A 23,029-nucleotide genomic window follows, 5' to 3' on the forward strand; every position below is an offset into this window, starting at 1 on the left:
GCGCTATGGTATGCTGCTGTACTAGTTAAATAGTATGGTGGCTTGCCATGACGCAATTATCGCTTAACGACCCGGCTCTTTCAGAACAAGGCAATGAGGATTGGCTGCGCTTTGTCGCGCTGCTGCAGAATTCGTTCGCCCAGGATCTGCATCAACCCCTGCTGCAACTGCTGCTGACGCCGGACGAAAGAACGGCTTTGGGGACGCGGGTGCGGATTATTCAGGAACTGATGCGCGGTGAGATGAGCCAGCGTGAGCTGAAGAACGAGCTGGGGGCCGGTATTGCCACCATCACTCGCGGTTCGAACAGCCTGAAGGCGGCGACGCCGGCGTTGAAGCAGTGGCTGGAGCAGCAATTGCTGGGCGAGGCACCTTAGTCGCGCCACGCCCGCATGCGCTTATTTTTGCGGCGCGTTGTTATGGTTTTGGTAGATCGGGTTGTGGAAGGGCACCAGCGCCAACAGCAGAGCCTGATGGTAAACGCTGGTGCGGCTCAACCGCCCATCGGTGAAGATACCGATAGCGCCGCCCTGGCGCTTCACTTCGGCATTGCCGGTGATGGCCGCCATTTCCGTCCCCAATTCGCGGCCGGCGCGAATTCCCTGTAAAATCGTCTCCGGCAGCATCAGACTGGCTGAACGCGATTCGCCCCGGGTATACGGGTTTTCCACCGTCATCCAGGCGAAGGTCATATTCTCTTCGATACCCGCTTCCACGCCGACCCAAAAGTCGGCCTCCGGGCGTACCTGGCGTGCTTCCATGACGCGCTGGCGTGCACCGGTACGGGTTTCGAGATTGCCGATGGGTTGCAGTGAGACACCGCTGGCGACGTCGACCGATTCAATGCGGCATTGGTCTACGCCAAAGGTGTCCTCAAAGGCCAACTGAATAGCCTTAATCTTTGCCGGGTTGGTAGTTGCAGCGACAACATGATACATAACGGGTTTAGCATCCTTAAGCTAAGAGCCTATTCAATACGTCAGACGCTTGCGCAAGCGGCCTGTGACGAAGATAAACTCAGGTTTCACGCAGTATAACGGAAAAGCAAAATGTTACAGGTATACCTCGTTCGCCACGGCGAAACGGAATGGAATGCGGCTCGCCGTATCCAGGGTCAGTCCGACAGCCCGTTAACCGCCCACGGCGAACATCAGGCTCATCTGGTTGCCCAACGCGTCAGCAAGCTCGGCATCACGCACGTGATTACCAGCGATTTGGGGCGTACCCGACGCACCGCGCAAATCATCGCAGAAGCCTGCGGTTGCGAGGTGATAAACGATCCACGTTTGCGCGAATTGCACATGGGGGTTCTGGAAGAACGCCTGATCGACAGCCTGACGCCGCAGGAAGAGCAGTGGCGCAAGCAGATGGTCGATGGTACTGCTGACGGCCGTATCCCTCAAGGTGAATCCATGAGCGAGCTGGGTGGGCGGATGCGCGAGGCGCTGGAAAGCTGCCTGATGCTGCCGGAGGGGAGCAAACCGCTGATCGTGAGCCACGGTATCGCGTTGGGTTGTTTGATCAGCACCGTACTCGGGTTACCTGCCTATGCCGAACGTCGCCTGCGTTTGCGCAACTGTTCGCTGTCACGTGTCGACTATCAGCAGAGCCCTTGGCTGGCTTCCGGCTGGATTGTCGAAACGGCGGGCGATATCACGCATCTGGACATGCCCGCACTCGACGAACTGCAACGTTAACGGCGGATCGGGATCAAATAGTCGCAGTTGATCTCGGTCGGCGGTTGGGGTGGCCGACGGTCACCCTTGGGATAAAAGCGCTCAATGTCGTGCCCTTTGCGGCGCGTGAGTTTGAGTGCCGGCAGACAAGTGCCGTACAGCGTCAGAATAAAGTCCTGCAGGCCAGAGGCTGGGCCTTCATAACTGAACATCGCATACTCGCCACCCTGCAGCGTCAGCGGCTGCCCAGCCTGAATTTCCTTCGGAACGTGATGCGGTTCCAGCGCCGTGGTGTACAGCACTTCCTGCTCGTCGTCCTTTTCCTGGCTTGGACGCGAATGATGAAGACCATACAGCACCGGCGGCAGCGTCTCCGCTTCGCCCAGGTATTGGCGCCAAAACTGTGAACGCAGCTCGGTACGGAAGTTTGAAATTTGCTCCAGCGTGCACGAATAGCTTTGCGTCAGGCCAATCAGGTGCAGTTCCGGTAGTGTGACAAACTCTGGCTGCGGCAGGGTAAAGGCGCCCAGGCGGATTGGCGGACAGATGCCGAATGCGCTCCAGTCTTCGGCGCGGCGATACAATGCCGGCGTTTGCGCAAACTGTTTTTTAAATGCGCGCGTGAATGTCTGCTGCGAGTCGAAGCGATACTGTAAGGCGATATCCAGAATAGGGCGGCTGGTTAAACGCAGCGCCACCGCAGCCTTGGATAATCTCCTTGCCCGGATATAAGCGCCGATGGCGTTACCGGTAATATCTTTGAACATCCGTTGTAGATGCCATTTTGAGTAACCCGCTTTTGCCGCCACGTTGTCCAGCGACAAGGGTTGGTCCAAATGGCTTTCCAGCCAGCTAAGCAGATCACGAATGATACCGGCTTGATCCATAGATCTTCCTCGTAGAGCTTTAGGGTCGGGACCCGAACTGTTTATTCGTCACGCTGGTGCTTGCGCTATCAGACCAATCCATGAGCCATTTTGCGTAGCACTCTTTGCCTCTCGCAGCAGGTTGTGCGGGAGTTGGACAGGGGCACACCTTAAAGGGCGCAAAGAAATAACGACGCCGCATAATAGCAATTTTTTTCCTCCGAGACTCTCAAAGATTTTTTTCACGCTCTGTGCTAAAAAGACCGGTGCAGACCGGAAAAACCCCTATTCTGTGACCTGAAACATAAACAATATTAATTGCCTGCGGCTATTTTCAGCGCCCAGGTTATTGGAGTTAAGTGAATGAAAAAAGGATGGATATTTTTGTTTGGTTTAGTTTGCGCAACGGTAAACAGCGCGCAGGCAGAACAGGTTGGGTCGGTGGATACGGTATTCAAACTCTTCGGTCCGGACCACAAAATCGTGGTGGAAGCATTCGACGATCCTGATGTTAAAAATGTAACTTGTTATATCAGCCGAGCCAAAACCGGTGGCATTAAAGGCGGGCTGGGATTGGCGGAGGATACTGCGGATGCGGCCATTTCTTGCCAGCAGGTCGGGCCGATTGCGCTGAACGATAAAATCAAAAACGGCAAGGCGGAAGGGACGGTGGTGTTCCAGAAACGAACGTCGCTGGTGTTCAAGAAGCTGCAGGTGGTACGCTTCTACGATTCAGCTCGTAATGCGTTGATTTATCTTAGCTATTCAGACCGTGTGGTGGATGGTTCACCGAAGAACGCGTTGAGCGCGGTGCCGATCATCCCTTGGGGTGAGGCAAAATAAGAGACTTGGGGTTCAACTGAACCCCAACTATTTTAACGCGAGACTTACTCTTCCAGATCGCCGCAGAAACGGTAGCCTTCACCGTGAATGGTAGCGATGATTTCAGGCGTGTCCGGCGTGGATTCGAAGTGCTTGCGGATGCGACGAATGGTCACGTCCACGGTGCGGTCATGCGGTTTCAGTTCGCGACCGGTCATCTTCTTCAGCAGTTCGCCACGGGATTGGATCTTGCCCGGGTTTTCGCAGAAGTGCAGCATGGCGCGGAATTCACTGCGCGGCAATTTGTATTGCTCGCCCGCTGGGCTGATCAGTGAGCGGCTGTTGATGTCCAGCTCCCAACCGTTGAACTTATAGCTTTCAACCAGACGGCGTTCTTCGCCGACGCTGCCCAGGTTCATGGTGCGGGACAGCAGGTTGCGTGCGCGAATGGTCAGTTCACGTGGATTAAATGGCTTGGTGATATAGTCATCAGCGCCGATTTCCAATCCGAGGATCTTATCAACTTCGTTATCACGGCCGGTCAGGAACATCAGCGCAACGCTGGCCTGTTCGCGCAGTTCACGCGCCAGCAGCAGGCCATTTTTGCCTGGCAGATTGATGTCCATGATAACCAGATTGATATCATTTTCAGACAGGATGTTGTGCATCTCTGCACCATCATTGGCTTCATGAACAACGTAGCCTTCCGCCTCGAAAATGCTCTTCAGGGTGTTACGAGTGACTAACTCGTCTTCGACAATCAGAATGTGCGGGGTCTGCATATTTGCTACCTAAAATTGCCAACAAAATAGAAAATAGGAAGTACAGAAGTCTTTGTTTTCTTAGCGGAGGGCAGAGATTAGCGCTCACGTTCCCTCTTACCAAATGACTACAGTACGTAAACTCGTTCTTGATGCACTTTCCATCTCATGTCAACAAGATCGCTAGCTTGGTGGGGGTGCTATTCCTTACATCCCCAAAGGTGCCAAAACGGCGCATATCCTAACCCTATTAACAGCAATATAACAGTGCGTACCGAATTCATCACCCAACAAAACTAAGCTTTGTTGACATATATCAAATTCAATTGTAGCACGTTAACAGTTTTGTGAAAAACACTTACAGAAATGCCAGCTTAAGTCACAGAACCATAAATTCTGTGTACGATTCAGCATTGTTGTGCCTAATGAGGTAGAATTAACGGCTTATTGATAAAGCAGTTATATTAACACCTTGATTAATAAGAGTAGTAAATCATAAGAAGTAATAATATGTATTCCGTGCCATTTATAAGGCCAATAGCGCATTTACCCCTGTCTATCGCGGTGCGCGGGATTATTGTTGCACACTTGTAAATATAATCAGAGTATCCTGAACAGTCAAAAACCTGCGATCCCTTATTCAGTGGAGTATTGATGCAGCTGCATATTGTTTTAGTGGCTCCGGCGCGGCCGGAAAACGTCGGCGCTGCGGCGCGGGCAATGAAAACCATGGGCTTTACTTCGTTGCGCATTGTCGACAGCGAAGCGCACCTGCAGCCGGCGGCGCGTTGGGTTGCTCACGGGGCGGGGGATATCCTCGACGGCGTGCAAACTTTTGCCACGCTGGAACAGGCACTGGCGGACGTAGATTTCACCGTGGCCACCACGGCCCGCAGCCGGGCGCGTTTTCATTATTACTGTACGCCGCAGCAGCTGTTAGGCCAACTGAGTGAGCGCAGCCAGTGGGTTAACCAGGCGGCGTTGGTGTTTGGCCGTGAAGATTCCGGCCTGACCAATGAGGAGCTGGAACTGGCGGATTTGCTGACCGGCGTACCTATGCAGGCGGATTACCCTTCGCTCAATCTCGGTCAGGCGGTGATGGTGTACTGTTATCAACTGTCAGAGCTGATGAACGTCAGTGCGCCACAAGAGCCGGTAGCCAACGAGGGTCAACTCAAGGCATTACGTCAGCGTGCCGAGGGATTATTGGCGGCGCTGGAGGTCAGTGACGATCAAAAATTGCGCGACTGGCTGCATCAACGCCTTGGTGTTCTGCAACAGCGGGACACGGCGATGCTGCATACTTTGTTGCACGATATCGAAAAAAAACTGACAAAGTGATACCCGTAAACATGGCTAATTTTGCAGTGTGATCCACTGCAAATTTGCCGCCTGCCTGTCTTTTTGTTCTGTCATCTGGCTTTTCATCTCTCGCATCGCCCGGTTAGCCTGCTGGACGATAAATAAGCAAAAACAAGAAATAATTTGACTTGGGATAGCGATTGCTTTAACCAATAGAGGGGACAGAGTATTTAATGAGACAGACAGACAAAATGCGAAACATCAGCCTGAACACAACAATTATTACCACCACCGATACCACAGGTAACGGGGCGGGCTGACGCGTACAGGAAACAAAAGAAAAAAGCCCGCACCTAACCAGTGCGGGCTTTTTTTTCGGCTTAAATTCGGGAGAGACAAGAAATGCGAGTGCTGAAATTTGGCGGAACCTCGGTAGCGAATGCAGAACGTTTTCTGCGCGTTGCCGACATCATGGAAAGTAATGCACGTCAGGGACAGGTGGCCACGGTCTTGTCCGCTCCGGCTAAAATCACTAACCACCTGGTGGCGATGATTGAAAAAACGGTAGCGGGGCAAGACATTCTGCCAAATATGAGCGATGCAGAGCGCATCTTCGCCGACCTGCTGAGCGGGCTGGCGCAGGCGTTGCCCGGCTTTGAGTACGATCGCCTCAAGACGTTTGTCGATCAGGAGTTCGCCCAGCTCAAGCAGGTGCTGCATGGCGTTGCGTTGCTTGGACAGTGCCCGGACAGCGTGAATGCGGCCATTATCTGCCGCGGCGAGAAGCTCTCCATCGCCATCATGGAAGGGGTGTTTCGTGCCAAAGGTTTCCCGGTCACGGTGATTAATCCGGTTGAAAAGCTGCTGGCACAGGGGCATTACCTGGAGTCCACGGTAGATATCGCAGAATCCACATTGCGTATCGCCGCATCGGCCATCCCGGCGGATCACATTGTGCTGATGGCCGGTTTCACCGCCGGCAACGACAAGGGCGAATTGGTGGTGCTGGGCCGTAACGGTTCCGACTACTCTGCCGCGGTGCTGGCTGCCTGTTTGCGCGCCGACTGTTGCGAGATCTGGACCGACGTTGACGGCGTTTATACCTGTGACCCACGCACCGTGCCGGATGCCAGGCTGTTGAAATCGATGTCGTACCAGGAAGCCATGGAGCTTTCCTATTTCGGCGCCAGCGTTCTCCACCCCCGCACCATTGCCCCCATCGCCCAGTTCCAAATCCCCTGTCTGATCAAAAACACCGCTAATCCACAGGCACCAGGCACGCTGATTGGCGGCGAAAATCTGGATTCCGATACGCCGGTGAAGGGCATCACTAACCTGAACAATATGGCGATGATCAACGTCTCCGGTCCGGGGATGAAAGGCATGGTCGGCATGGCGGCGCGGGTATTTGCCGTAATGTCGCGCGCCGGCATCTCTGTGGTGCTGATCACCCAGTCGTCCTCTGAATACAGCATCAGTTTCTGCGTGCCGCAGAGCGAACTGCAACGTGCGCGTCGGGCGCTGGAAGACGAGTTCTATCTTGAATTGAAAGACGGCCTGCTGGAGCCGCTGGACGTAATGGAACAGTTGGCGATCATCTCGGTGGTCGGCGACGGCATGCGTACCCTGCGCGGCATTTCGGCCAGCTTCTTCTCTGCGCTGGCTCGCGCCAATATCAACATTGTCGCTATTGCTCAGGGCTCTTCTGAACGCTCCATCTCGGTGGTGGTCAGCAATGATTCCGCGACCACCGGGGTGCGCGTTTGCCATCAGATGTTGTTCAATACCGATCAGGTGATTGAAGTGTTTGTCATCGGCGTTGGTGGCGTGGGCGGCGCGTTGATCGAGCAGATTTACCGTCAGCAACCTTGGCTGAAACAAAAGCATATCGATCTGCGGGTGTGCGGCATTGCCAATTCGCGTGCCATGTTGACCAACATTCACGGCATTCAGCTTGAAAGCTGGCGTGATGAGCTGGCCGGCGCGCAAGAGCCGTTCAACCTGGGGCGTTTGATTCGTTTGGTGAAGGAGTACCACCTGCTGAACCCGGTGATTGTCGACTGCACCTCCAGCCAGGCCGTTGCCGATCAATACGCGGACTTCCTGGCGGATGGATTCCACGTGGTGACGCCGAATAAAAAGGCCAACACCTCGTCGATGAACTACTACCAACAGTTGCGCACCGCCGCGGCCGGTTCGCGCCGCAAGTTTCTGTATGACACCAACGTCGGCGCGGGCTTGCCGGTGATCGAAAACCTGCAAAACCTGCTGAACGCCGGTGATGAGCTGACGCGTTTCTCCGGCATCCTGTCCGGTTCGCTGTCGTTTATTTTCGGCAAACTGGACGAGGGCATGTCGCTGTCGGCGGCGACCCTGGAGGCCAAGGCTAAAGGGTATACCGAGCCGGATCCACGTGACGACCTTTCCGGTATGGACGTGGCCCGCAAGCTGCTGATCCTGGCCCGTGAAGCGGGGTACAAACTGGAACTGGAAGATATTGAGGTCGAGTCGGCGCTGCCGCCTTCCTTTGACGCCTCCGGGGATGTGGAAACCTTTATGGCGCGCCTGCCGGAACTGGATAAAGAGTATGCTCGCAATGTGGCCAACGCCGCTGAGCAGGGCAAGGTGCTGCGCTACGTCGGCGTCATTGAAAATGGCCGCTGTCAGGTTCGCATAGATGCGGTAGATGGCAACGATCCGTTGTATAAAGTGAAGAACGGCGAGAACGCCTTGGCTTTCTACAGCCGTTACTATCAGCCGTTGCCGTTGGTACTGCGTGGCTACGGTGCCGGTAACGATGTGACTGCAGCAGGGGTCTTCGCCGATCTGTTGCGCACACTGTCATGGAAGTTGGGAGTTTAATATGGTTAAGGTGTATGCGCCGGCCTCAATTGGCAACGTAAGCGTCGGCTTTGACGTTCTGGGTGCAGCGGTGTCACCGATCGACGGTACCTTGCTGGGCGACTGCGTCAGCGTCGAGGCTGCCGCCACGTTCAGCCTGCAGAACGCCGGTCGCTTCGTCAGCAAACTGCCGGACGATCCAAAAGAGAATATCGTTTATCAGTGCTGGCAGCGTTTCTGTCAGGAGATCGGCCGTGAGATCCCGGTGGCGATGCGGCTGGAGAAAAACATGCCGATCGGTTCAGGATTGGGTTCCAGCGCCTGCTCGGTGGTTGCCGGGCTGATGGCGATGAACGAATTCTGCAACCGTCCGCTGGATAAAATGACCCTGCTGAGCCTGATGGGCGAGCTGGAAGGCCGCATCTCCGGCAGCGTGCATTACGACAACGTGGCGCCTTGCTACCTTGGCGGCTTGCAACTGATGCTGGAAGAAGAAGGCTTCATCAGCCAGGAAGTGCCATGCTTTAAAGACTGGCTGTGGGTGATGGCCTATCCGGGCATCAAGGTGTCCACCGCCGAAGCGCGCGCGATTTTACCCGCGCAGTATCGTCGTCAGGACTGTGTCAGTCACGGTCGCTATCTGGCGGGCTTTATTCATGCCTGCCACACCCAACAGCCGCGTTTGGCCGCCAAACTGATGCAGGACGTGATTGCCGAGCCGTACCGCACCCGCCTGCTGCCGGGCTTTGCCGATGCGCGTAAAGCTGCGCAGGATATAGGTGCGCTGGCTTGCGGTATTTCCGGCTCCGGCCCGACGCTGTTCGCCGTCTGTGATGATGGCGCTACGGCTCAACGCATGGCCGATTGGCTGACTAATCACTATCTGCAAAACGACGAAGGTTTTGTTCATATTTGCCGTCTGGATACCGCAGGCGCACGACTACTGGGATAACGCATGAAACTGTACAACCTTAAGGATCACAACGAGCAGGTCAGCTTCGCGCAGGCGATCAAACAAGGTCTGGGCAAACAGCAGGGGCTGTTTTTCCCGCTGGAACTGCCGGAATTTGAATTGACCGAAATCGATCATCTGCTGGAGCAGGATTTTGTCACCCGCAGCAGCCGCATCCTGTCGGCGTTTATTGGCGATGAAGTTTCCGAAGAAGCTCTCCATAAACGCGTAGCGGCGGCCTTTGAATTCCCGGCGCCGGTGGCACAAGTGGAAGACGACATCGCGTGCCTGGAGCTGTTCCACGGCCCGACGCTGGCGTTCAAAGACTTCGGCGGCCGCTTTATGGCGCAAATGCTGGCGGAAGTGGCAGGCGATCAGCCGGTGACTATCCTGACGGCGACTTCCGGCGATACCGGCGCGGCGGTGGCACATGCTTTCTACGGCCTGAAGAATGTTCGCGTGGTGATCCTTTACCCGCAGGGCAAAATCAGCCCGTTGCAGGAAAAACTGTTCTGCACCCTGGGCGGTAACATTCACACCGTGGCGATTGATGGCGACTTCGATGCTTGCCAGGCCCTGGTCAAGCAGGCGTTTGACGATCAGGAGCTGAAAGAAGCGCTGCACCTGAACTCGGCCAACTCGATCAATATCAGCCGCCTGCTGGCGCAGATTTGCTACTACTTCGAAGCGGTAGCGCAACTGCCGCAGGAAGCACGTAATCAACTGGTGATTTCGGTACCCAGCGGTAACTTCGGCGATCTGACCGCCGGCTTGTTGGCCAAATCACTGGGCCTGCCGGTGAAGCGTTTTATCGCCGCGACCAATGCCAACGATACCGTGCCGCGCTTCCTGACGAATGGTCAGTGGCAGCCACACGCCACGGTGGCAACGTTGTCGAATGCGATGGACGTCAGCCAGCCGAATAACTGGCCGCGCGTAGAAGAGCTGTTCCGTCGCAAGATCTGGCAGTTGAAAGAACTGGGGCACGCAACGGTGAGTGACGAAACCACCAAGGACAGCATGCGTGAGCTGGCGCAACTGGGCTACCTTTCTGAGCCGCATGCGGCAATCGCTTATCGCGCGTTGCGTGACCAATTGAAGGAAGGGGAGTTTGGCTTGTTCCTCGGTACTGCGCATCCGGCCAAGTTCAAAGAGAGCGTAGAGGAAATTCTCGGTCAGGAGCTGCCACTGCCCAAGGCGCTGGCGCTGCGCGCCGATTTGCCGCTGTTGTCCCACAATCTGCCGGCCAGCTTTGGCGAACTGCGTAAGTTCCTGATGGCCTTGCCTGCCTGATCCCGCTGGAGGCATAAAGCGAAAAGCCGTCATTGCGACGGCTTTTTTTATGGGCGTGACGGATTACTGCTCGGGGCGTTTGAACACCAGTTCGTTGCCTTTGGAGTCGGCTTCATCGAAGGCGTAACCTTCCAGGTTGAAACCAAGCAGTTGTTCGCGCTGCGTCAGGCGATTCTTGATGATATAGCGGCTCATCAATCCACGCGCCTTCTTGGCGTAGAAGCTGATCACTTTGTATTTGCCGTTCTTTTCGTCGAGGAACACCGGTTTAATCAGCGTGCCGTGCAGTTTGGCCGGCTTCACCGATTTGAAGTATTCGTCGGAAGCCAGGTTGACCACCACGTCGTCGCCCTGTTGCTCCAGCGCTTCGTTAAGCTTTTTGGTGATCTGCTCGCCCCAGAAGCTGTACAAATCCTTGCCCTTGGCGTTCTCCAGTTTGATGCCCATCTCGAGACGGTAAGGCATCATCAGATCGAGCGGGCGCAGCACGCCGTACAGCCCGGACAGCATGCGCAGATGCTGCTGGGCAAAGTCAAAATCGCCCTCGCTGAAGTCCTGTGCGTGCAAACCGGTATAGACGTCGCCTTTGAAAGCCAGCAGGGCCTGGCGAGCATTGTCTGGGGTGAACTTTGGCTGCCAGTCGCCAAAGCGAGCGGCGTTCAACCCGGCCAGTTTGTCGCTGATGCCCATCAGTTTGGAGATTTGTACCGGCGTCAGCTCGCGGCAGATTTTGATCAGCTGCTTAGATTTGTCCAGCAGTTCCGGCTGAGTGAAGCGTTCTGTCGCCAATGGGCTTTCGTAATCAAGGGTTTTTGCAGGTGAAATAATAACGAGCATGGCCAGATCCTGTTTATCCAAGAAGGGGTACTGTAGCAAAAAGCGCGGGAAAAAGGGTCAATGGGTCTGATAGGCAGGGCGCGTTCCAGACGCGCCCGTAAAAACTCAGTTTTTATCCCATACGCCGGGTTCCAACTGAGATTTCAGTTCAGGGAAGCGGTTGGCGTCGAAAGTCGGCAATTTGCCCAGCGTACGCTGGCGGTGGTAATCGTTGGCCAGTTTCAGCGCCACTTTTGACAGTAGCAGGATCGCCGTCAGGTTGGTGATGGCCATTAACGCCATTGAGGTGTCAGCCATTTTCCAGACAACCGGCAATTCAGCCAGCGCACCAAACATCACCATGCCCAGTGCGGCACAGCGGAAAACCAGCAGGCCGGCCGGGTGGTTGCGCTCGAGGAACACCAGATTACTTTCGGCATAGGCATAGTTAGCGATGATCGAGGTAAAGGCGAAAAAGAAAATGGCGATGGCAACAAAGGGAGATCCCCAACTGCCGACGGCGGTGGACAAGGCTCGCTGAGTCATGTCGATACCGCTGACATTGGCTACCGGCTGATCCAGTACGCCGGACGACAGGATGATCGCGGCGGTCGCGCTGCAAATCACGATGGTATCGATAAAGACACCGAGCATCTGCACGTAGCCCTGAGACGCAGGGTGCGGTGGGTAAGGGGAGGCGGAAGCCGCCGCGTTGGGCGCGGAACCCATACCGGCCTCGTTGGAAAACAGGCCACGCTGAACGCCCTGGGTCATTGCCTGCGAAATACCATAGCCGACGGCACCTGCCGCCGCTTCCTGCAGCCCGAAGGCGCTCTTGAACACCAGCGACAAGATTGCCGGCATATGCTCGATATTCTGGCCAATCACCCAGAATGCCAGCAGTAGATAAGCCGCAGCCATCAGTGGCACCACCCATTCAGCCACGCGGGCAACCGAGCGGATACCGCCGAAGATGACCAGACCGCTCAGTACGACCAGACCGATACCGATATACAGAGGCTTCACGTTGAAGGCAACGGCGGAGGCCTGGGCAATGGAATTGGCCTGCACGGCATTGAACACTAATCCGAAGGCTACGATCAGGAAGATGGAGAACAGTACGCCCATCCAGCGCATGCCCAGCCCTTTTTCCATATAGTAAGCTGGCCCGCCGCGGAAGTTACCCTGATCGTCTTTGGTTTTGTAGAGCTGCGCCAGGCTGCTTTCGACAAAGGAAGTGGCCATGCCGATGAACGCCACCACCCACATCCAAAAGATGGCCCCGGGGCCGCCCGCAGTAAGGGCGATGGCTACGCCTGTCAGGTTACCGGTGCCTACGCGTGCGGCAAGAGTGGTGCATAAAGCTTGAAAAGAGGAGATGCCCGCGCTGTCGCTTTTGTTGCTGTGCTTGAGCACGGAGAACATATGGCTGAAATGGCGGACCTGGATAAAGCGGGTACGCAGGGTAAAATAAATGCCTGCGCCAAGCAGTAAATAAATCAGTACCGAACCCCACAAAATATTATTTATAAAATTCATCAGGTCCGTCACGGATCCCTCCTTGTTGTTATTTTTTGTGCACCGCGCCGCATCCACCGCGGGTGAAGATATATTGATTTAATTTTTACAAGAGCTTAGCTGAAACCAGTCGGGTTCCGAGCAATTGAGATTTTTCTCAGATCACTGGCCCTATTGCATCAATTTTCGCGAATTTAACATAATTTATTCAATCGATAGCACGTTATTGCCTTTTCTTCAGCTCGGGAATGACGAAAGATACGAGCGTAAACGGTTGCTCGCTCAAGGATAAAACCAGCGCCGCCGGGCCGCGATTTTCCAGCCTTGCACCGGGCCTTGCGCATGTTATTATCAGGGCAGGGCATGGTTGAACGATGCCAAAAGTTCATGCACAAACGATGAGATAATGCCAACATGACCGATAAATTAACTTCCCTGCGCCAACTCACTACCGTGGTTGCAGATACGGGCGATATCGCGGCAATGAAGCTGTATCAACCGCAAGATGCTACAACCAACCCTTCGCTGATCCTCAATGCAGCCCAAATTCCTGAATACCGCAAACTGATTGACGAAGCCATTGCCTGGGCGCGTGAGCAGAGCAGCGATCGCGAACAGCAGATCGCCGACGCCGCCGACAAGCTGGCCGTCAACATCGGTCTGGAAATCCTTAAGCTGGTTCCTGGCCGTATCTCTACCGAAGTGGACGCACGTCTGTCCTACGATACCGTGGCCAGCGTTGCCAAGGCCAAGCGCCTGATCAAGCTGTACAACGATGCCGGCATCAGTAACGACCGCATCCTGATCAAACTGGCTTCTACCTGGCAGGGCATCCGCGCGGCAGAGCAGTTGGAGAAAGAAGGCATCAACTGTAACCTGACGCTGCTGTTCTCCTTCGCTCAGGCGCGTGCCTGTGCCGAAGCTGGCGTGTACCTGATCTCTCCGTTTGTTGGTCGTATCCTCGACTGGTACAAAGCCAACGGCGACAAGAAAGAGTTCGCGCCAAACGAAGATCCAGGTGTGGTTTCCGTTACCGAGATCTACCAGTATTACAAAGAGCACGGTTACAAAACCGTGGTGATGGGCGCCAGCTTCCGTAACGTCGGTGAAATCATCGAACTGGCTGGCTGTGACCGTCTGACCATCGCCCCTGCACTGCTGAAAGAGCTGGCAGAGAGCGAAGGTTCCCTGGAGCGTAAACTGGCTTACACCGGCGAAGTGAAAGCGCGTCCTGCGGCGCTGACCGAGCCTGAGTTCTACTGGCAGCACAACCAGGATCCAATGGCGGTTGAGAAACTGACCGACGGTATCCGCAAGTTTGCCGTAGACCAGGGCAAGCTGGAAAAAATGATCGCCGATCTGCTGTAATTCAGGCAGTCAGCGCAGAAAAAGGTGGCTTAGGCCGCCTTTTTTTATGCCCGCAGATCCCCGGCGCGGGCAGACACCTTATACTCTCGGGATGAATAACAGGGCGGGAAGCGAACCCGCTCGAACCCCATTAGGCTGTAGAGGTTACGCATGGACATATTACGTATTGGTTTGGTTTCAGTTTCTGACCGCGCTTCCGGCGGCGTTTACCAGGACAAAGGCATACCGGCTTTGGAAGCGTGGCTGACCGACGCGCTGGCCACGCCGTTCAAACTGGAAACCCGCCTGATCCCCGATGAGCAAACGTTAATCGAGCAAACCCTGTGTGAGCTGGTGGATGAAATGGGCTGCCATCTGGTGCTGACGACCGGCGGTACCGGGCCGGCGCGACGTGACGTGACCCCAGACGCCACGCTGGCGATCGCCGATCGCGTGATGCCTGGCTTCGGCGAGCAAATGCGTCAAATCAGCCTACACTATGTGCCAACGGCAATTCTTTCACGCCAGGTGGGGGCGATCCGCAAGCAGGCGCTGATCATCAACCTGCCGGGACAACCGAAGTCAATCAAGGAAACGCTGGAAGGGGTCAAGGACGAACAGGGCAAGGTGGTGGTGCATGGTATCTTCGCCAGCGTGCCGTACTGCATTCAGTTGCTCGAGGGGCCTTATGTGGAAACTCAGGCCGAAGTGGTAGCAGCATTTAGGCCGAAGAATGCGCGTCGCGAGATAAACCTCTAAATTTCAGCGTTATGTGAGATAAGCCCCAAGCGTTCTGGTGTGAAAATATTTTGCCGTTATAGTAAGGATTCGTTTACAGAAGCCGCTGGCTTTTATTTTAACAGTCTCCTCTGACGGTACCCTATGCCTCACGATAATAATCGCCGGTTAAACCGGCAAGACTACAAAACTCTGACATTAGCTGCCCTGGGCGGAGCGCTGGAGTTCTACGACTTCATCATTTTCGTCTTCTTTGCTGCGGTGATGGGCGAACTCTTCTTCCCGGCGGATATGCCTGAATGGCTGCGTCAGGTGCAAACCTTCGGCATCTTTGCCGCCGGTTACCTGGCCCGCCCGTTGGGCGGCATCGTCATGGCACACTTCGGCGATTTGGTCGGCCGTAAGAAGATGTTCAGCCTGAGCATTCTGCTGATGGCGCTACCGACGCTGGGCATGGGCCTGTTACCGACCTACGCCAGCATAGGTATTGCCGCGCCACTCTTGCTGCTGCTGATGCGCGTGCTGCAGGGTGCAGCGATTGGTGGTGAAGTGCCGGGGGCCTGGGTGTTTGTTGCCGAACACGTGCCGCGCCGCCGCATTGGTTTTGCCTGCGGTACCCTGACCGCCGGTCTGACGGTCGGTATCTTGCTGGGCTCGTTGGTGGCGACGGTGATCAACACTACGCTCAGCCAACAGACCATCGCCGAGGGGGGCTGGCGCATTCCTTTCCTGCTGGGCGGCATTTTCGGCCTGGTGGCGATGTACCTGCGCCGCTGGTTGCAGGAAACGCCAATTTTCATCGAGATGCAGGCGCGCAAAGCCCTGGCGGAGGAGCTGCCGCTGAAATCCGTGGTGCTTAACCATCGCAAGGAAGTGGTGGTGTCGATGCTGCTGACCTGGCTGCTGTCCGCCGGTATCGTGGTGGTGATCCTGATGACCCCGACTTACTTGCAAAAGCAATTTGGCATTGCCCCGGCGCTGTCGCTGCAGGCGAACAGCATTGCCACCATCATGCTGATTGCCGGCTGCATTACCGCCGGTTTGGCGGCGGATCGCTTCGGTGCCAGCAAAACCTTTATCGTTGGCAGTTTGCTGTTGGCAGGCTGCAGTTGGCTGTTTTATCGGACGGTGGGAGAACACCCGGAAATGCTGTTCGCCTGCTATGCGCTGGTAGGCTTCAGCGTGGGCGTGGTGGGCGCTGTACCCTATGTGATGGTGCGGGCTTTCCCGGCGGAAGTGCGATTTACCGGTATTTCGTTCTCATATAATGTCGCATACGCTATTTTTGGGGGTTTAACCCCAATATTTGTGACGTTGATCATGAAGTTAACCCCGTTAGCACCCGCTTACTACGTATTAGCGTTGTCGGGGATAGGACTGCTGCTGGGGATTTACCTCCATCGCGATCTGAATAGCGAAACCAAGGCGCAACGCGCCGGTTCTTACAGCTAAAAAAAAGCCCTGCAATCAACCGCAGGGCTTTTCATTTCAGGTCAATGACGCTTATGCCACTGCCCGGATAGGTTCTACATTGTTGACGCTGGGTTCGCCAATCGGCAGCACCGTACGGCCAAACTGCTCGTTGAGCACTTCCGCCATAGCCAGGTAGATGGCGCTGGCACCGCAGATGATGCCTTCGTAGCCGGCAAATTTCAGCAGCGCAGGGTTGCCGGTGATGTTACCGACGGCCAGCAGGGCGAACAGCAGCGTCAGGCTGCTGAACACGAACTGCAGCACGCGGTTGGCGCGCAGAGTGCCGAAGAACATGAACAGGGTGAAGACGCCCCACAGTGCCAGATAGATCCCCAGCACGCTGGCGTCGGTCGGTTCAGCCAGGCCCAGGCGTGGCAGCAGCAGCAGCCCGACCAGGCTCAGCCAGAAGCTGCCGTAAGAGATAAAGGCCGTCATGCCGAAGGTATTGCCTTTCTTGTATTCCAGCAGGCCAGCCATAATCTGGGCCAGTCCACCGAAGAAAATCCCCATGCTGATGATGGAAGAGTTCAATGGGAAAAAGCCCGCGTTGTGCAGGTTCAGCAAGACGGTGGTCATCCCGAAGCCCATCAGGCCGAGAGGGCCGGGATTCGCCAACTTGTTGGTGTGCATATGTCCTCTGCGATAACAGAATTTTAACGAAAATGGATAGGTAAATTCATAAATGGTCTGAATGGCCGAAAAACCTATAACTTCCATCAGAGCGCGCGGCATCATAATGATCCCCAGAACAGGAAACAATGATCTGAGTGACGATAAAAACGAATTTTTTTTTGCCCTGCCCCTTGATGCTGGATTGTATGGCCCCATCTTATTTGCAACCGCAGTTGCTGACCGCGGGTAAGTCTGAAATGTCGGGCAGTTGAAAAGCAAAAATTCGCCCGCATATAGGTTAGCAACCTGACCGAATATGAATTTATTAGTGGAGACGTTTAGATGGGCAAAATCATTGGTATCGACCTGGGTACTACCAACTCTTGTGTAGCAATTATGGATGGTGGTAAAGCGCGCGTGCTGGAGAACAGCGAAGGCGATCGTACTACACCTTCGATCATCGCATATACCCAGGATGGTGAAATTCTGGTTGGCCAGCCTGCTAAGCGTCAGGCTGTTACTAACCCACAAAACACCCTGTTTGCGATCAAGCGCCTGATTGGCCGTCGCTTCCAGGATGAAGAAGCACAGCGTGATAAAGACATCATGCCGTACAAAATTGTGGCTGCTGATAACGGCGACGCATGGGTAGAAGTGAAAGGCCAGCGTGTGGCACCACCGCAGATCTCTGCAGAAGTGCTGAAGAAAATGAAGAAAACGGCGGAAGATTACCTGGGTGAACCGGTAACTGAAGCGGTTATCACCGTACCTGCATACTTCAACGACGCACAGCGTCAGGCGACCAAAGACGCCGGCCGTATCGCAGGTCTGGAAGTAAAACGTATCATCAACGAACCGACGGCTGCGGCCCTGGCTTACGGCCTGGACAAAGAAGTCGGCAACCGTACCATCGCGGTTTATGACCTGGGTGGCGGTACTTTCGATATCTCTATTATCGAAATCGACGAAGTTGACGGTGAAAAAACCTTCGAAGTTCTGGCAACCAACGGTGATACCCACCTGGGTGGTGAAGACTTCGACAGCCGCCTGATCAACTATCTGGTGGAAGAGTTCAAGAAAGAACAAGGTTTCGACCTGCGCAACGATCCGTTGGCGATGCAGCGTCTGAAAGAAGCCGCTGAGAAAGCGAAGATTGAACTGTCTTCCGCTCAGCAGACCGACGTAAACCTGCCGTACATTACTGCAGATGCGAGCGGTCCAAAACACATGAACATCAAAGTGACCCGTGCAAAACTCGAGTCGCTGGTAGAAGATCTGGTTGCGCGTTCTATCGAGCCGCTGAAAGTCGCTCTGAAAGACGCAGGCCTGTCGGTTTCCGACATTCAGGACGTGATCCTGGTGGGCGGCCAGACCCGTATGCCAATGGTTCAGAAGAAAGTCGCTGACTTCTTCGGTAAAGAACCACGTAAAGACGTTAACCCGGACGAAGCCGTTGCGGTGGGTGCTGCGGTACAGGGCGGCGTGTTGGCCGGTGATGTGAAGGACGTTCTGCTGCTGGACGTTACCCCGCTGTCGCTGGGTATCGAAACCATGGGCAGCGTGATGACTCCGCTGATCACCAAAAACACCACCATCCCGACCAAGCACAGCCAGGTGTTCTCTACCGCTGAAGACAACCAGTCTGCGGTAACCATCCACGTGCTGCAGGGTGAGCGTAAACGCGCTAACGATAACAAGTCACTGGGCCAGTTCAATCTGGACGGCATCCAGGCGGCTCCACGCGGTATGGCGCAAATCGAAGTGACCTTCGACATCGACGCCGACGGTATTCTGCACGTGTCTGCCAAAGACAAGAATACCGGCCGTGAGCAGAAGATCACCATCAAGGCTTCTTCTGGTCTGAACGAAGAAGAAATCCAGAAAATGGTGCGCGATGCTGAAGTGAACGCCGAAGCTGACCGTAAGTTCGAAGAGCTGGTGCAGACCCGTAACCAGGCCGACCACCTGATCCACGGTACCCGTAAGCAGTTGGAAGAAGCGGGCGACAAACTGCCGGCGGAAGACAAAACGGCTATCGAAGCGGCGCTGAAAGATCTGGAAGTTGCGGTTAAAGGCGAAGATAAAGCCGAGATCGAAGCTAAGACCCAGGCTCTGGTGCAGGTTTCCGGCAAGCTGCTGGAAATGGCTCAGGCGCAGCAGGCTCAGCAAGGTGCTGATGCCGGTGCTGACAACGCGGCGCAGAAAGATGACGACGTGGTTGACGCTGAGTTCGAAGAAGTTAAAGACAAAAAATAATCGCCCTTAAGCGGGCACGGAACGGCTGAGAGGCCGTTACCGGAAACCAGCACGGGCGTCGAGGCAACTCTACGCCCGTGCACGCATGTTAAGGGTTACAGAAATAATGGCGAAGAAAGACTATTACGAGATTCTCGGCGTCTCCAAGACGGCGGAAGAGCGTGAGATCAAAAAGGCGTATAAACGCCTGGCGATGAAGTACCATCCTGACCGCAACCAGGATCAGGACGCCGAAGCCAGATTTAAAGAGGTCAAGGAAGCGTACGAAGTTCTGACCGACGATCAAAAGCGTGCGGCCTACGATCAATACGGCCATGCGGCGTTTGAACAAGGCGGCATGGGCGGTGGCGGTGGGTTTGGCGGCGGCGGTGCCGACTTCAGCGATATCTTTGGCGACGTATTTGGCGACATCTTCGGTGGTGGCCGCCGTCAACGTGCCAGCCGCGGTTCCGATCTGCGCTACAACATGGAGCTGTCCCTCGAGGAAGCTGTTCGTGGCGTGACCAAAGAGATCCGCATTCCGACGCTGGAAGAGTGTGGTGTTTGTCACGGCAGCGGCGCGAAGCCAGGCAGCTCGCCGGTGACCTGTCCAACCTGTCACGGTCAGGGCCAGGTGCAGATGCGCCAGGGCTTCTTTACCGTGCAGCAGGCCTGTCCGCACTGTCATGGCCGCGGTCAGATCATCAAAGACCCTTGCAACAGCTGCCATGGCCACGGCCGGGTAGAGAAAGCCAAAACGCTGTCGGTGAAAATCCCGGCTGGCGTAGATACCGGTGACCGCATCCGCCTGGCGGGTGAGGGTGAAGCAGGCGAACACGGCGCACCTGCTGGCGATCTGTACGTTCAGGTTCAGGTGAAGGCTCACCCGATCTTCGAGCGTGAAGGCAACAACCTGTACTGTGAAGTACCGATTAACTTCGCGATGGCAGCATTGGGCGGTGAGATCGAAGTGCCGACGCTGGATGGCCGCGTGAAGCTGAAAGTGCCGACAGAAACCCAGACCGGCAAACTGTTCCGCATGCGCGGCAAGGGTGTTAAATCGGTACGTGGCGGTAGCCAGGGCGACCTGCTGTGCCGTGTAGTGGTGGAAACCCCGGTTAACCTGAACGACAGGCAGAAGCAATTGCTGAAGGAACTGGAGGAGAGCCTGGGTGGCCCTTCCGGTGATAAAAACAGTCCGCGTTCGAAAAGTTTCTTCGACGGCGTGAAAAAGTTTTTTGATGACCTGACGCGTTAAGCTTCTGTCTCCGTTAGCGTTCTGCATAACCCCGGTGTCAAAACTGGGGTTTTTTATTGACGTTTATTCACCAATACCCCTATAAAAAATGTGATATATATCGTTAATTGTTCGGTTTTAACGATGTTTAAAGCATTTATAAACGTATTTTATCGAGCTAAATCGCCGTCTATACTCGTTCCATTACTTTGTCTGCGGGGCCCATGTGCTACGCACAGATCTGGAGAGACGTATTGTGACCAACATTATTCGTCAGTTTTTACGTCAGGAGGCCGCGGGCGGTATCATCCTGATAGTCGCCGCGATTATTGCATTGATCATGGCCAATACCCCGGCTCAGGGGATCTATCACGCTTTCCTCAATTTACCGGTCATGGTTAAGGTGTCTTCACTGGAGATTGCCAAGCCGCTGCTGCTGTGGATTAACGATGGCCTGATGGCGATCTTTTTCCTGGTGGTGGGGCTGGAGGTTAAGCGTGAGCTGATGCAAGGCTCATTGGCCGGGCGCGACAAGGCGGTCTTCCCGGCAATTGCCGCGCTGGGCGGCATGCTGGCACCGGCGCTGATTTACCTGATGTTCAACGGCGCGGACGAGGTGACTCGTCAGGGCTGGGCAATCCCGGCGGCGACCGATATTGCGTTTGCCCTCGGGGTGATGGCGCTGCTGGGTAACCGCGTGCCGACCAGCCTGAAGGTGTTCCTGCTGGCGCTGGCGATTATTGATGACCTGGGCGTGATCGTAATTATCGCGCTGTTCTATACCCACGAAGTCTCGATGGCGGCGCTGGGCGTGGCGGCGGCGGCTGTTGCGGTACTGGCGTTTATGAACTGGCGCGAGGTGGGGAAAACTTCACTCTATATGATTGTCGGCCTGGTGCTGTGGGTAGCTATCCTCAAATCCGGGGTGCATGCAACGCTCGCCGGGGTGATCGTCGGTTTTATGATCCCGCTGAACGTGAAGAAAGGCCCGTCGCCTTCAGAAACGTTAGAGCATGAACTGCATCCGTGGGTGGCCTTTATGATCCTGCCGCTGTTTGCTTTCGCTAACGCCGGCGTTTCATTACAGGGCGTGTCGTTGAGCGGGCTGACCTCGCTATTGCCGGTCGGGATCGCGGCGGGTCTGTTTATCGGTAAGCCGTTGGGCATCTTCACCTTTAGCCTGTTGGCAGTGAAGTTGGGGATTGCCAGGTTGCCTGAAGGAATTGGTTTCAAACAGGTGTTTGCCGTTTCTGTGCTCTGTGGTATTGGTTTCACCATGTCGATTTTCATCGCGTCACTGGCGTTTGGTGATGCGGATGTTGCACTAAGCACCTATTCGCGACTGGGGATCCTGATTGGGTCAACTACGGCGGCGGTGGTCGGGTACGCTCTGTTGCGCATGTCGTTACCAAGGGTCAGATAACCCCTTTAGGGTATCCCCTGTTTGCGGGGACACACTACAATAGCTGGTCGGAGCTGCACAGTATAAAATATGTGCAGCTTCGGCCGTTCTGTTTGGGACGAATGCAGCAACAGGTTGTCTGAAACAGGGAAAGGACATTAGTCGCTCGTCACGGTCGAAAGTTCGCCGCGATGAAATGTTAAGGAGAGCACCTCGTGAGGATGTCGCATATCAACTTTAATCACCTTTACTACTTCTGGCAGGTCTGCAAGGAAGGTTCTGTGGTCGGCGCCGCCGAAGCGTTGTTTCTGACGCCGCAGACCATCACAGGCCAGATCAAAGCGCTGGAAGAGCGTTTGGACGGCAAGCTGTTCAAGCGGCAGGGGCGTGGGCTGGTGCCTTCTGAATTGGGGCAGCTGGTGTTCCGCTATGCCGACAAGATGTTTATGCTCAGCCAGGAAATGCTGGATATCGTCAATTATCGCAAGGAATCCAACCTGCTGTTCGACGTAGGGGTGGCGGATGCGCTGTCCAAGCGTTTGGTGAGCCAGGTGCTGGAAACGGCGGTGGTGGTGGATAATGAGCAAATTCACCTGCGTTGCTTTGAGTCGACGCATGAGATGCTGCTGGAGCAGCTCAGCCAGCATAAGCTCGATATGATCCTGTCAGACTGCCCGGTGGATTCCAGCCAGCAGGAAGGGCTGTTTTCACTCAAGCTGGGTGAGTGCGGCATCAGCTTCTTCTGTCGTCAGCCGGCGCCGGACCTGCCGTTCCCCGCCTGCCTGGAACAGCGCAAATTGTTGATCCCTGGCCGACGTTCGATGCTGGGACGTAAATTGCTTAACTGGTTTAACACCCAAGGCATTCAGGTAGAAATCCTGGGCGAGTTTGACGATGCGGCCCTGATGAAAACCTTTGGCATGTACCACAACGCGATCTTCGTTGCTCCGACGCTGTATGCGCAAGATACCTATAACGACGATGACGTGGTGGAGATTGGACGTATTGATAGCGTGCAGGAAGAGTACTACATCATCTTTGCCGAGCGCATGATCCAGCATCCGGCGGTACAGCGGGTGTGCAACAAGGACTTCTCTGCGCTGTTTGCCTACTAGACCGGGTAGCGCAGACGTAAAAA

21 protein-coding genes and 1 other annotated feature are annotated in these 23,029 nt (G+C 55.2%); of the genes, 15 read left to right on the plus strand and 6 right to left on the minus strand.

Annotated features, from left to right (window positions below):
- Nucleotides 1-47: 47 nt before the first annotated feature.
- Nucleotides 48-377, plus strand: coding sequence for a trp operon repressor (gene trpR / locus H0S68_RS02975; protein WP_020825132.1), 330 nt, complete (start codon nucleotides 48-50; stop codon nucleotides 375-377).
- 21 nt (nucleotides 378-398) lie between these two features.
- On the opposite strand, the gene yjjX is transcribed toward trpR, so the two are convergent.
- Nucleotides 399-938: an inosine/xanthosine triphosphatase gene (gene yjjX / locus H0S68_RS02980; RefSeq protein WP_187962261.1), complete on the minus strand. Its 540-nt coding sequence runs from the start codon at nucleotides 936-938 to the stop codon at nucleotides 399-401.
- Between the two features lie 111 nt (nucleotides 939-1,049).
- Here yjjX and gpmB point away from each other — a divergent pair, with 111 nt between their 5' ends.
- Nucleotides 1,050-1,697, plus strand: a complete 648-nt coding sequence (gpmB, locus tag H0S68_RS02985; RefSeq protein ID WP_020825134.1) for a 2,3-diphosphoglycerate-dependent phosphoglycerate mutase GpmB — start codon at nucleotides 1,050-1,052, stop codon at nucleotides 1,695-1,697.
- On the opposite strand, the gene robA is transcribed toward gpmB, so the two are convergent.
- Nucleotides 1,694-2,563 carry an MDR efflux pump AcrAB transcriptional activator RobA gene (gene robA / locus H0S68_RS02990; RefSeq protein ID WP_020825135.1) on the minus strand — a complete coding sequence of 290 codons (870 nt, stop codon included), beginning with the start codon at nucleotides 2,561-2,563 and terminating at the stop codon, nucleotides 1,694-1,696. The genes gpmB and robA overlap by 4 nt on opposite strands.
- Nucleotides 2,564-2,905: 342 nt before the next feature.
- On the opposite strand from robA, the gene creA reads away from it, so the two are divergent.
- Entirely contained in the window at nucleotides 2,906-3,385 is a 480-nt protein-coding gene (gene creA, locus H0S68_RS02995) for a protein CreA (protein WP_020825136.1), read from the plus strand.
- Between the two features lie 44 nt (nucleotides 3,386-3,429).
- Here the strand turns inward: creA and arcA are convergent, their stop codons facing one another.
- Nucleotides 3,430-4,146 carry a two-component system response regulator ArcA gene (arcA, locus tag H0S68_RS03000; RefSeq protein WP_004949989.1) on the minus strand — a complete coding sequence of 239 codons (717 nt, stop codon included), beginning with the start codon at nucleotides 4,144-4,146 and terminating at the stop codon, nucleotides 3,430-3,432.
- A 633-nt stretch (nucleotides 4,147-4,779) separates the two neighbouring features.
- Between arcA and H0S68_RS03005 the strand changes: the two genes are divergently transcribed.
- The 5 genes from H0S68_RS03005 to thrC all read left to right on the plus strand — a co-directional run bounded on the left by H0S68_RS03005 (nucleotide 4,780) and on the right by thrC (nucleotide 10,513).
- Complete coding sequence (locus H0S68_RS03005) at nucleotides 4,780-5,466, plus strand: tRNA/rRNA methyltransferase (protein ID WP_020825137.1); 687 nt, start codon at nucleotides 4,780-4,782, stop codon at nucleotides 5,464-5,466.
- A 212-nt stretch (nucleotides 5,467-5,678) separates the two neighbouring features.
- Nucleotides 5,679-5,747 carry a thr operon leader peptide gene (gene thrL / locus H0S68_RS03010; protein ID WP_071998276.1) on the plus strand — a complete coding sequence of 23 codons (69 nt, stop codon included), beginning with the start codon at nucleotides 5,679-5,681 and terminating at the stop codon, nucleotides 5,745-5,747.
- Nucleotides 5,686-5,804, plus strand: a sequence feature (Thr leader region). It overlaps the preceding gene by 62 nt.
- Before the next feature lie 25 nt (nucleotides 5,805-5,829).
- A complete protein-coding gene (gene thrA, locus H0S68_RS03015; RefSeq protein WP_122077094.1) occupies nucleotides 5,830-8,289 on the plus strand; it encodes a bifunctional aspartate kinase/homoserine dehydrogenase I in 2,460 nt (819 codons plus the stop codon).
- A gap of 1 nt (nucleotide 8,290) precedes the next feature.
- Nucleotides 8,291-9,220, plus strand: coding sequence for a homoserine kinase (gene thrB / locus H0S68_RS03020; RefSeq protein WP_020825139.1), 930 nt, complete (start codon nucleotides 8,291-8,293; stop codon nucleotides 9,218-9,220).
- Between the two features lie 3 nt (nucleotides 9,221-9,223).
- On the plus strand, nucleotides 9,224-10,513 hold the full coding sequence (thrC, locus tag H0S68_RS03025) for a threonine synthase (protein ID WP_020825140.1): 1,290 nt from the start codon (nucleotides 9,224-9,226) through the stop codon (nucleotides 10,511-10,513).
- Nucleotides 10,514-10,576: 63 nt separating this feature from the next.
- Here thrC and yaaA read toward each other — a convergent pair whose 3' ends face one another.
- Both yaaA and H0S68_RS03035 read right to left on the minus strand, forming a co-directional pair.
- Nucleotides 10,577-11,350 carry a peroxide stress protein YaaA gene (gene yaaA / locus H0S68_RS03030; protein ID WP_020825141.1) on the minus strand — a complete coding sequence of 258 codons (774 nt, stop codon included), beginning with the start codon at nucleotides 11,348-11,350 and terminating at the stop codon, nucleotides 10,577-10,579.
- Between the two features lie 105 nt (nucleotides 11,351-11,455).
- A complete protein-coding gene (locus H0S68_RS03035) occupies nucleotides 11,456-12,880 on the minus strand; it encodes an alanine/glycine:cation symporter family protein (RefSeq protein ID WP_128865027.1) in 1,425 nt (474 codons plus the stop codon).
- 381 nt (nucleotides 12,881-13,261) lie between these two features.
- Between H0S68_RS03035 and tal the strand changes: the two genes are divergently transcribed.
- The 3 genes from tal to H0S68_RS03050 all read left to right on the plus strand — a co-directional run bounded on the left by tal (nucleotide 13,262) and on the right by H0S68_RS03050 (nucleotide 16,384).
- Entirely contained in the window at nucleotides 13,262-14,215 is a 954-nt protein-coding gene (gene tal / locus H0S68_RS03040) for a transaldolase (protein ID WP_020825143.1), read from the plus strand.
- A 150-nt stretch (nucleotides 14,216-14,365) separates the two neighbouring features.
- Nucleotides 14,366-14,953 (plus strand): molybdopterin adenylyltransferase, encoded by a 588-nt coding sequence (gene mog / locus H0S68_RS03045; protein WP_020825144.1) that lies wholly within the window; start codon nucleotides 14,366-14,368, stop codon nucleotides 14,951-14,953.
- A gap of 123 nt (nucleotides 14,954-15,076) precedes the next feature.
- Nucleotides 15,077-16,384, plus strand: a complete 1,308-nt coding sequence (locus tag H0S68_RS03050) for an MFS transporter (RefSeq protein ID WP_046374548.1) — start codon at nucleotides 15,077-15,079, stop codon at nucleotides 16,382-16,384.
- Nucleotides 16,385-16,435: 51 nt separating this feature from the next.
- Here H0S68_RS03050 and satP read toward each other — a convergent pair whose 3' ends face one another.
- Nucleotides 16,436-17,035, minus strand: coding sequence for an acetate uptake transporter (gene satP / locus H0S68_RS03055; RefSeq protein ID WP_217331528.1), 600 nt, complete (start codon nucleotides 17,033-17,035; stop codon nucleotides 16,436-16,438).
- A gap of 324 nt (nucleotides 17,036-17,359) precedes the next feature.
- On the opposite strand from satP, the gene dnaK reads away from it, so the two are divergent.
- The 4 genes from dnaK to nhaR all read left to right on the plus strand — a co-directional run bounded on the left by dnaK (nucleotide 17,360) and on the right by nhaR (nucleotide 23,006).
- Nucleotides 17,360-19,273, plus strand: a complete 1,914-nt coding sequence (gene dnaK, locus H0S68_RS03060; protein ID WP_020825147.1) for a molecular chaperone DnaK — start codon at nucleotides 17,360-17,362, stop codon at nucleotides 19,271-19,273.
- 106 nt (nucleotides 19,274-19,379) lie between these two features.
- Entirely contained in the window at nucleotides 19,380-20,510 is a 1,131-nt protein-coding gene (gene dnaJ, locus H0S68_RS03065; RefSeq protein ID WP_410529141.1) for a molecular chaperone DnaJ, read from the plus strand.
- Between the two features lie 235 nt (nucleotides 20,511-20,745).
- Nucleotides 20,746-21,912 carry a Na+/H+ antiporter NhaA gene (nhaA, locus tag H0S68_RS03070; RefSeq protein WP_410529142.1) on the plus strand — a complete coding sequence of 389 codons (1,167 nt, stop codon included), beginning with the start codon at nucleotides 20,746-20,748 and terminating at the stop codon, nucleotides 21,910-21,912.
- Between the two features lie 194 nt (nucleotides 21,913-22,106).
- Nucleotides 22,107-23,006, plus strand: a complete 900-nt coding sequence (gene nhaR, locus H0S68_RS03075) for a transcriptional activator NhaR (RefSeq protein ID WP_004950031.1) — start codon at nucleotides 22,107-22,109, stop codon at nucleotides 23,004-23,006.
- Nucleotides 23,007-23,029: the final 23 nt, after the last annotated feature.

It is taken from the genome of Serratia sp. AXJ-M, from assembly GCF_046531865.1.
Classification (GTDB): Bacteria; Pseudomonadota; Gammaproteobacteria; order Enterobacterales; family Enterobacteriaceae; genus Serratia; species Serratia liquefaciens.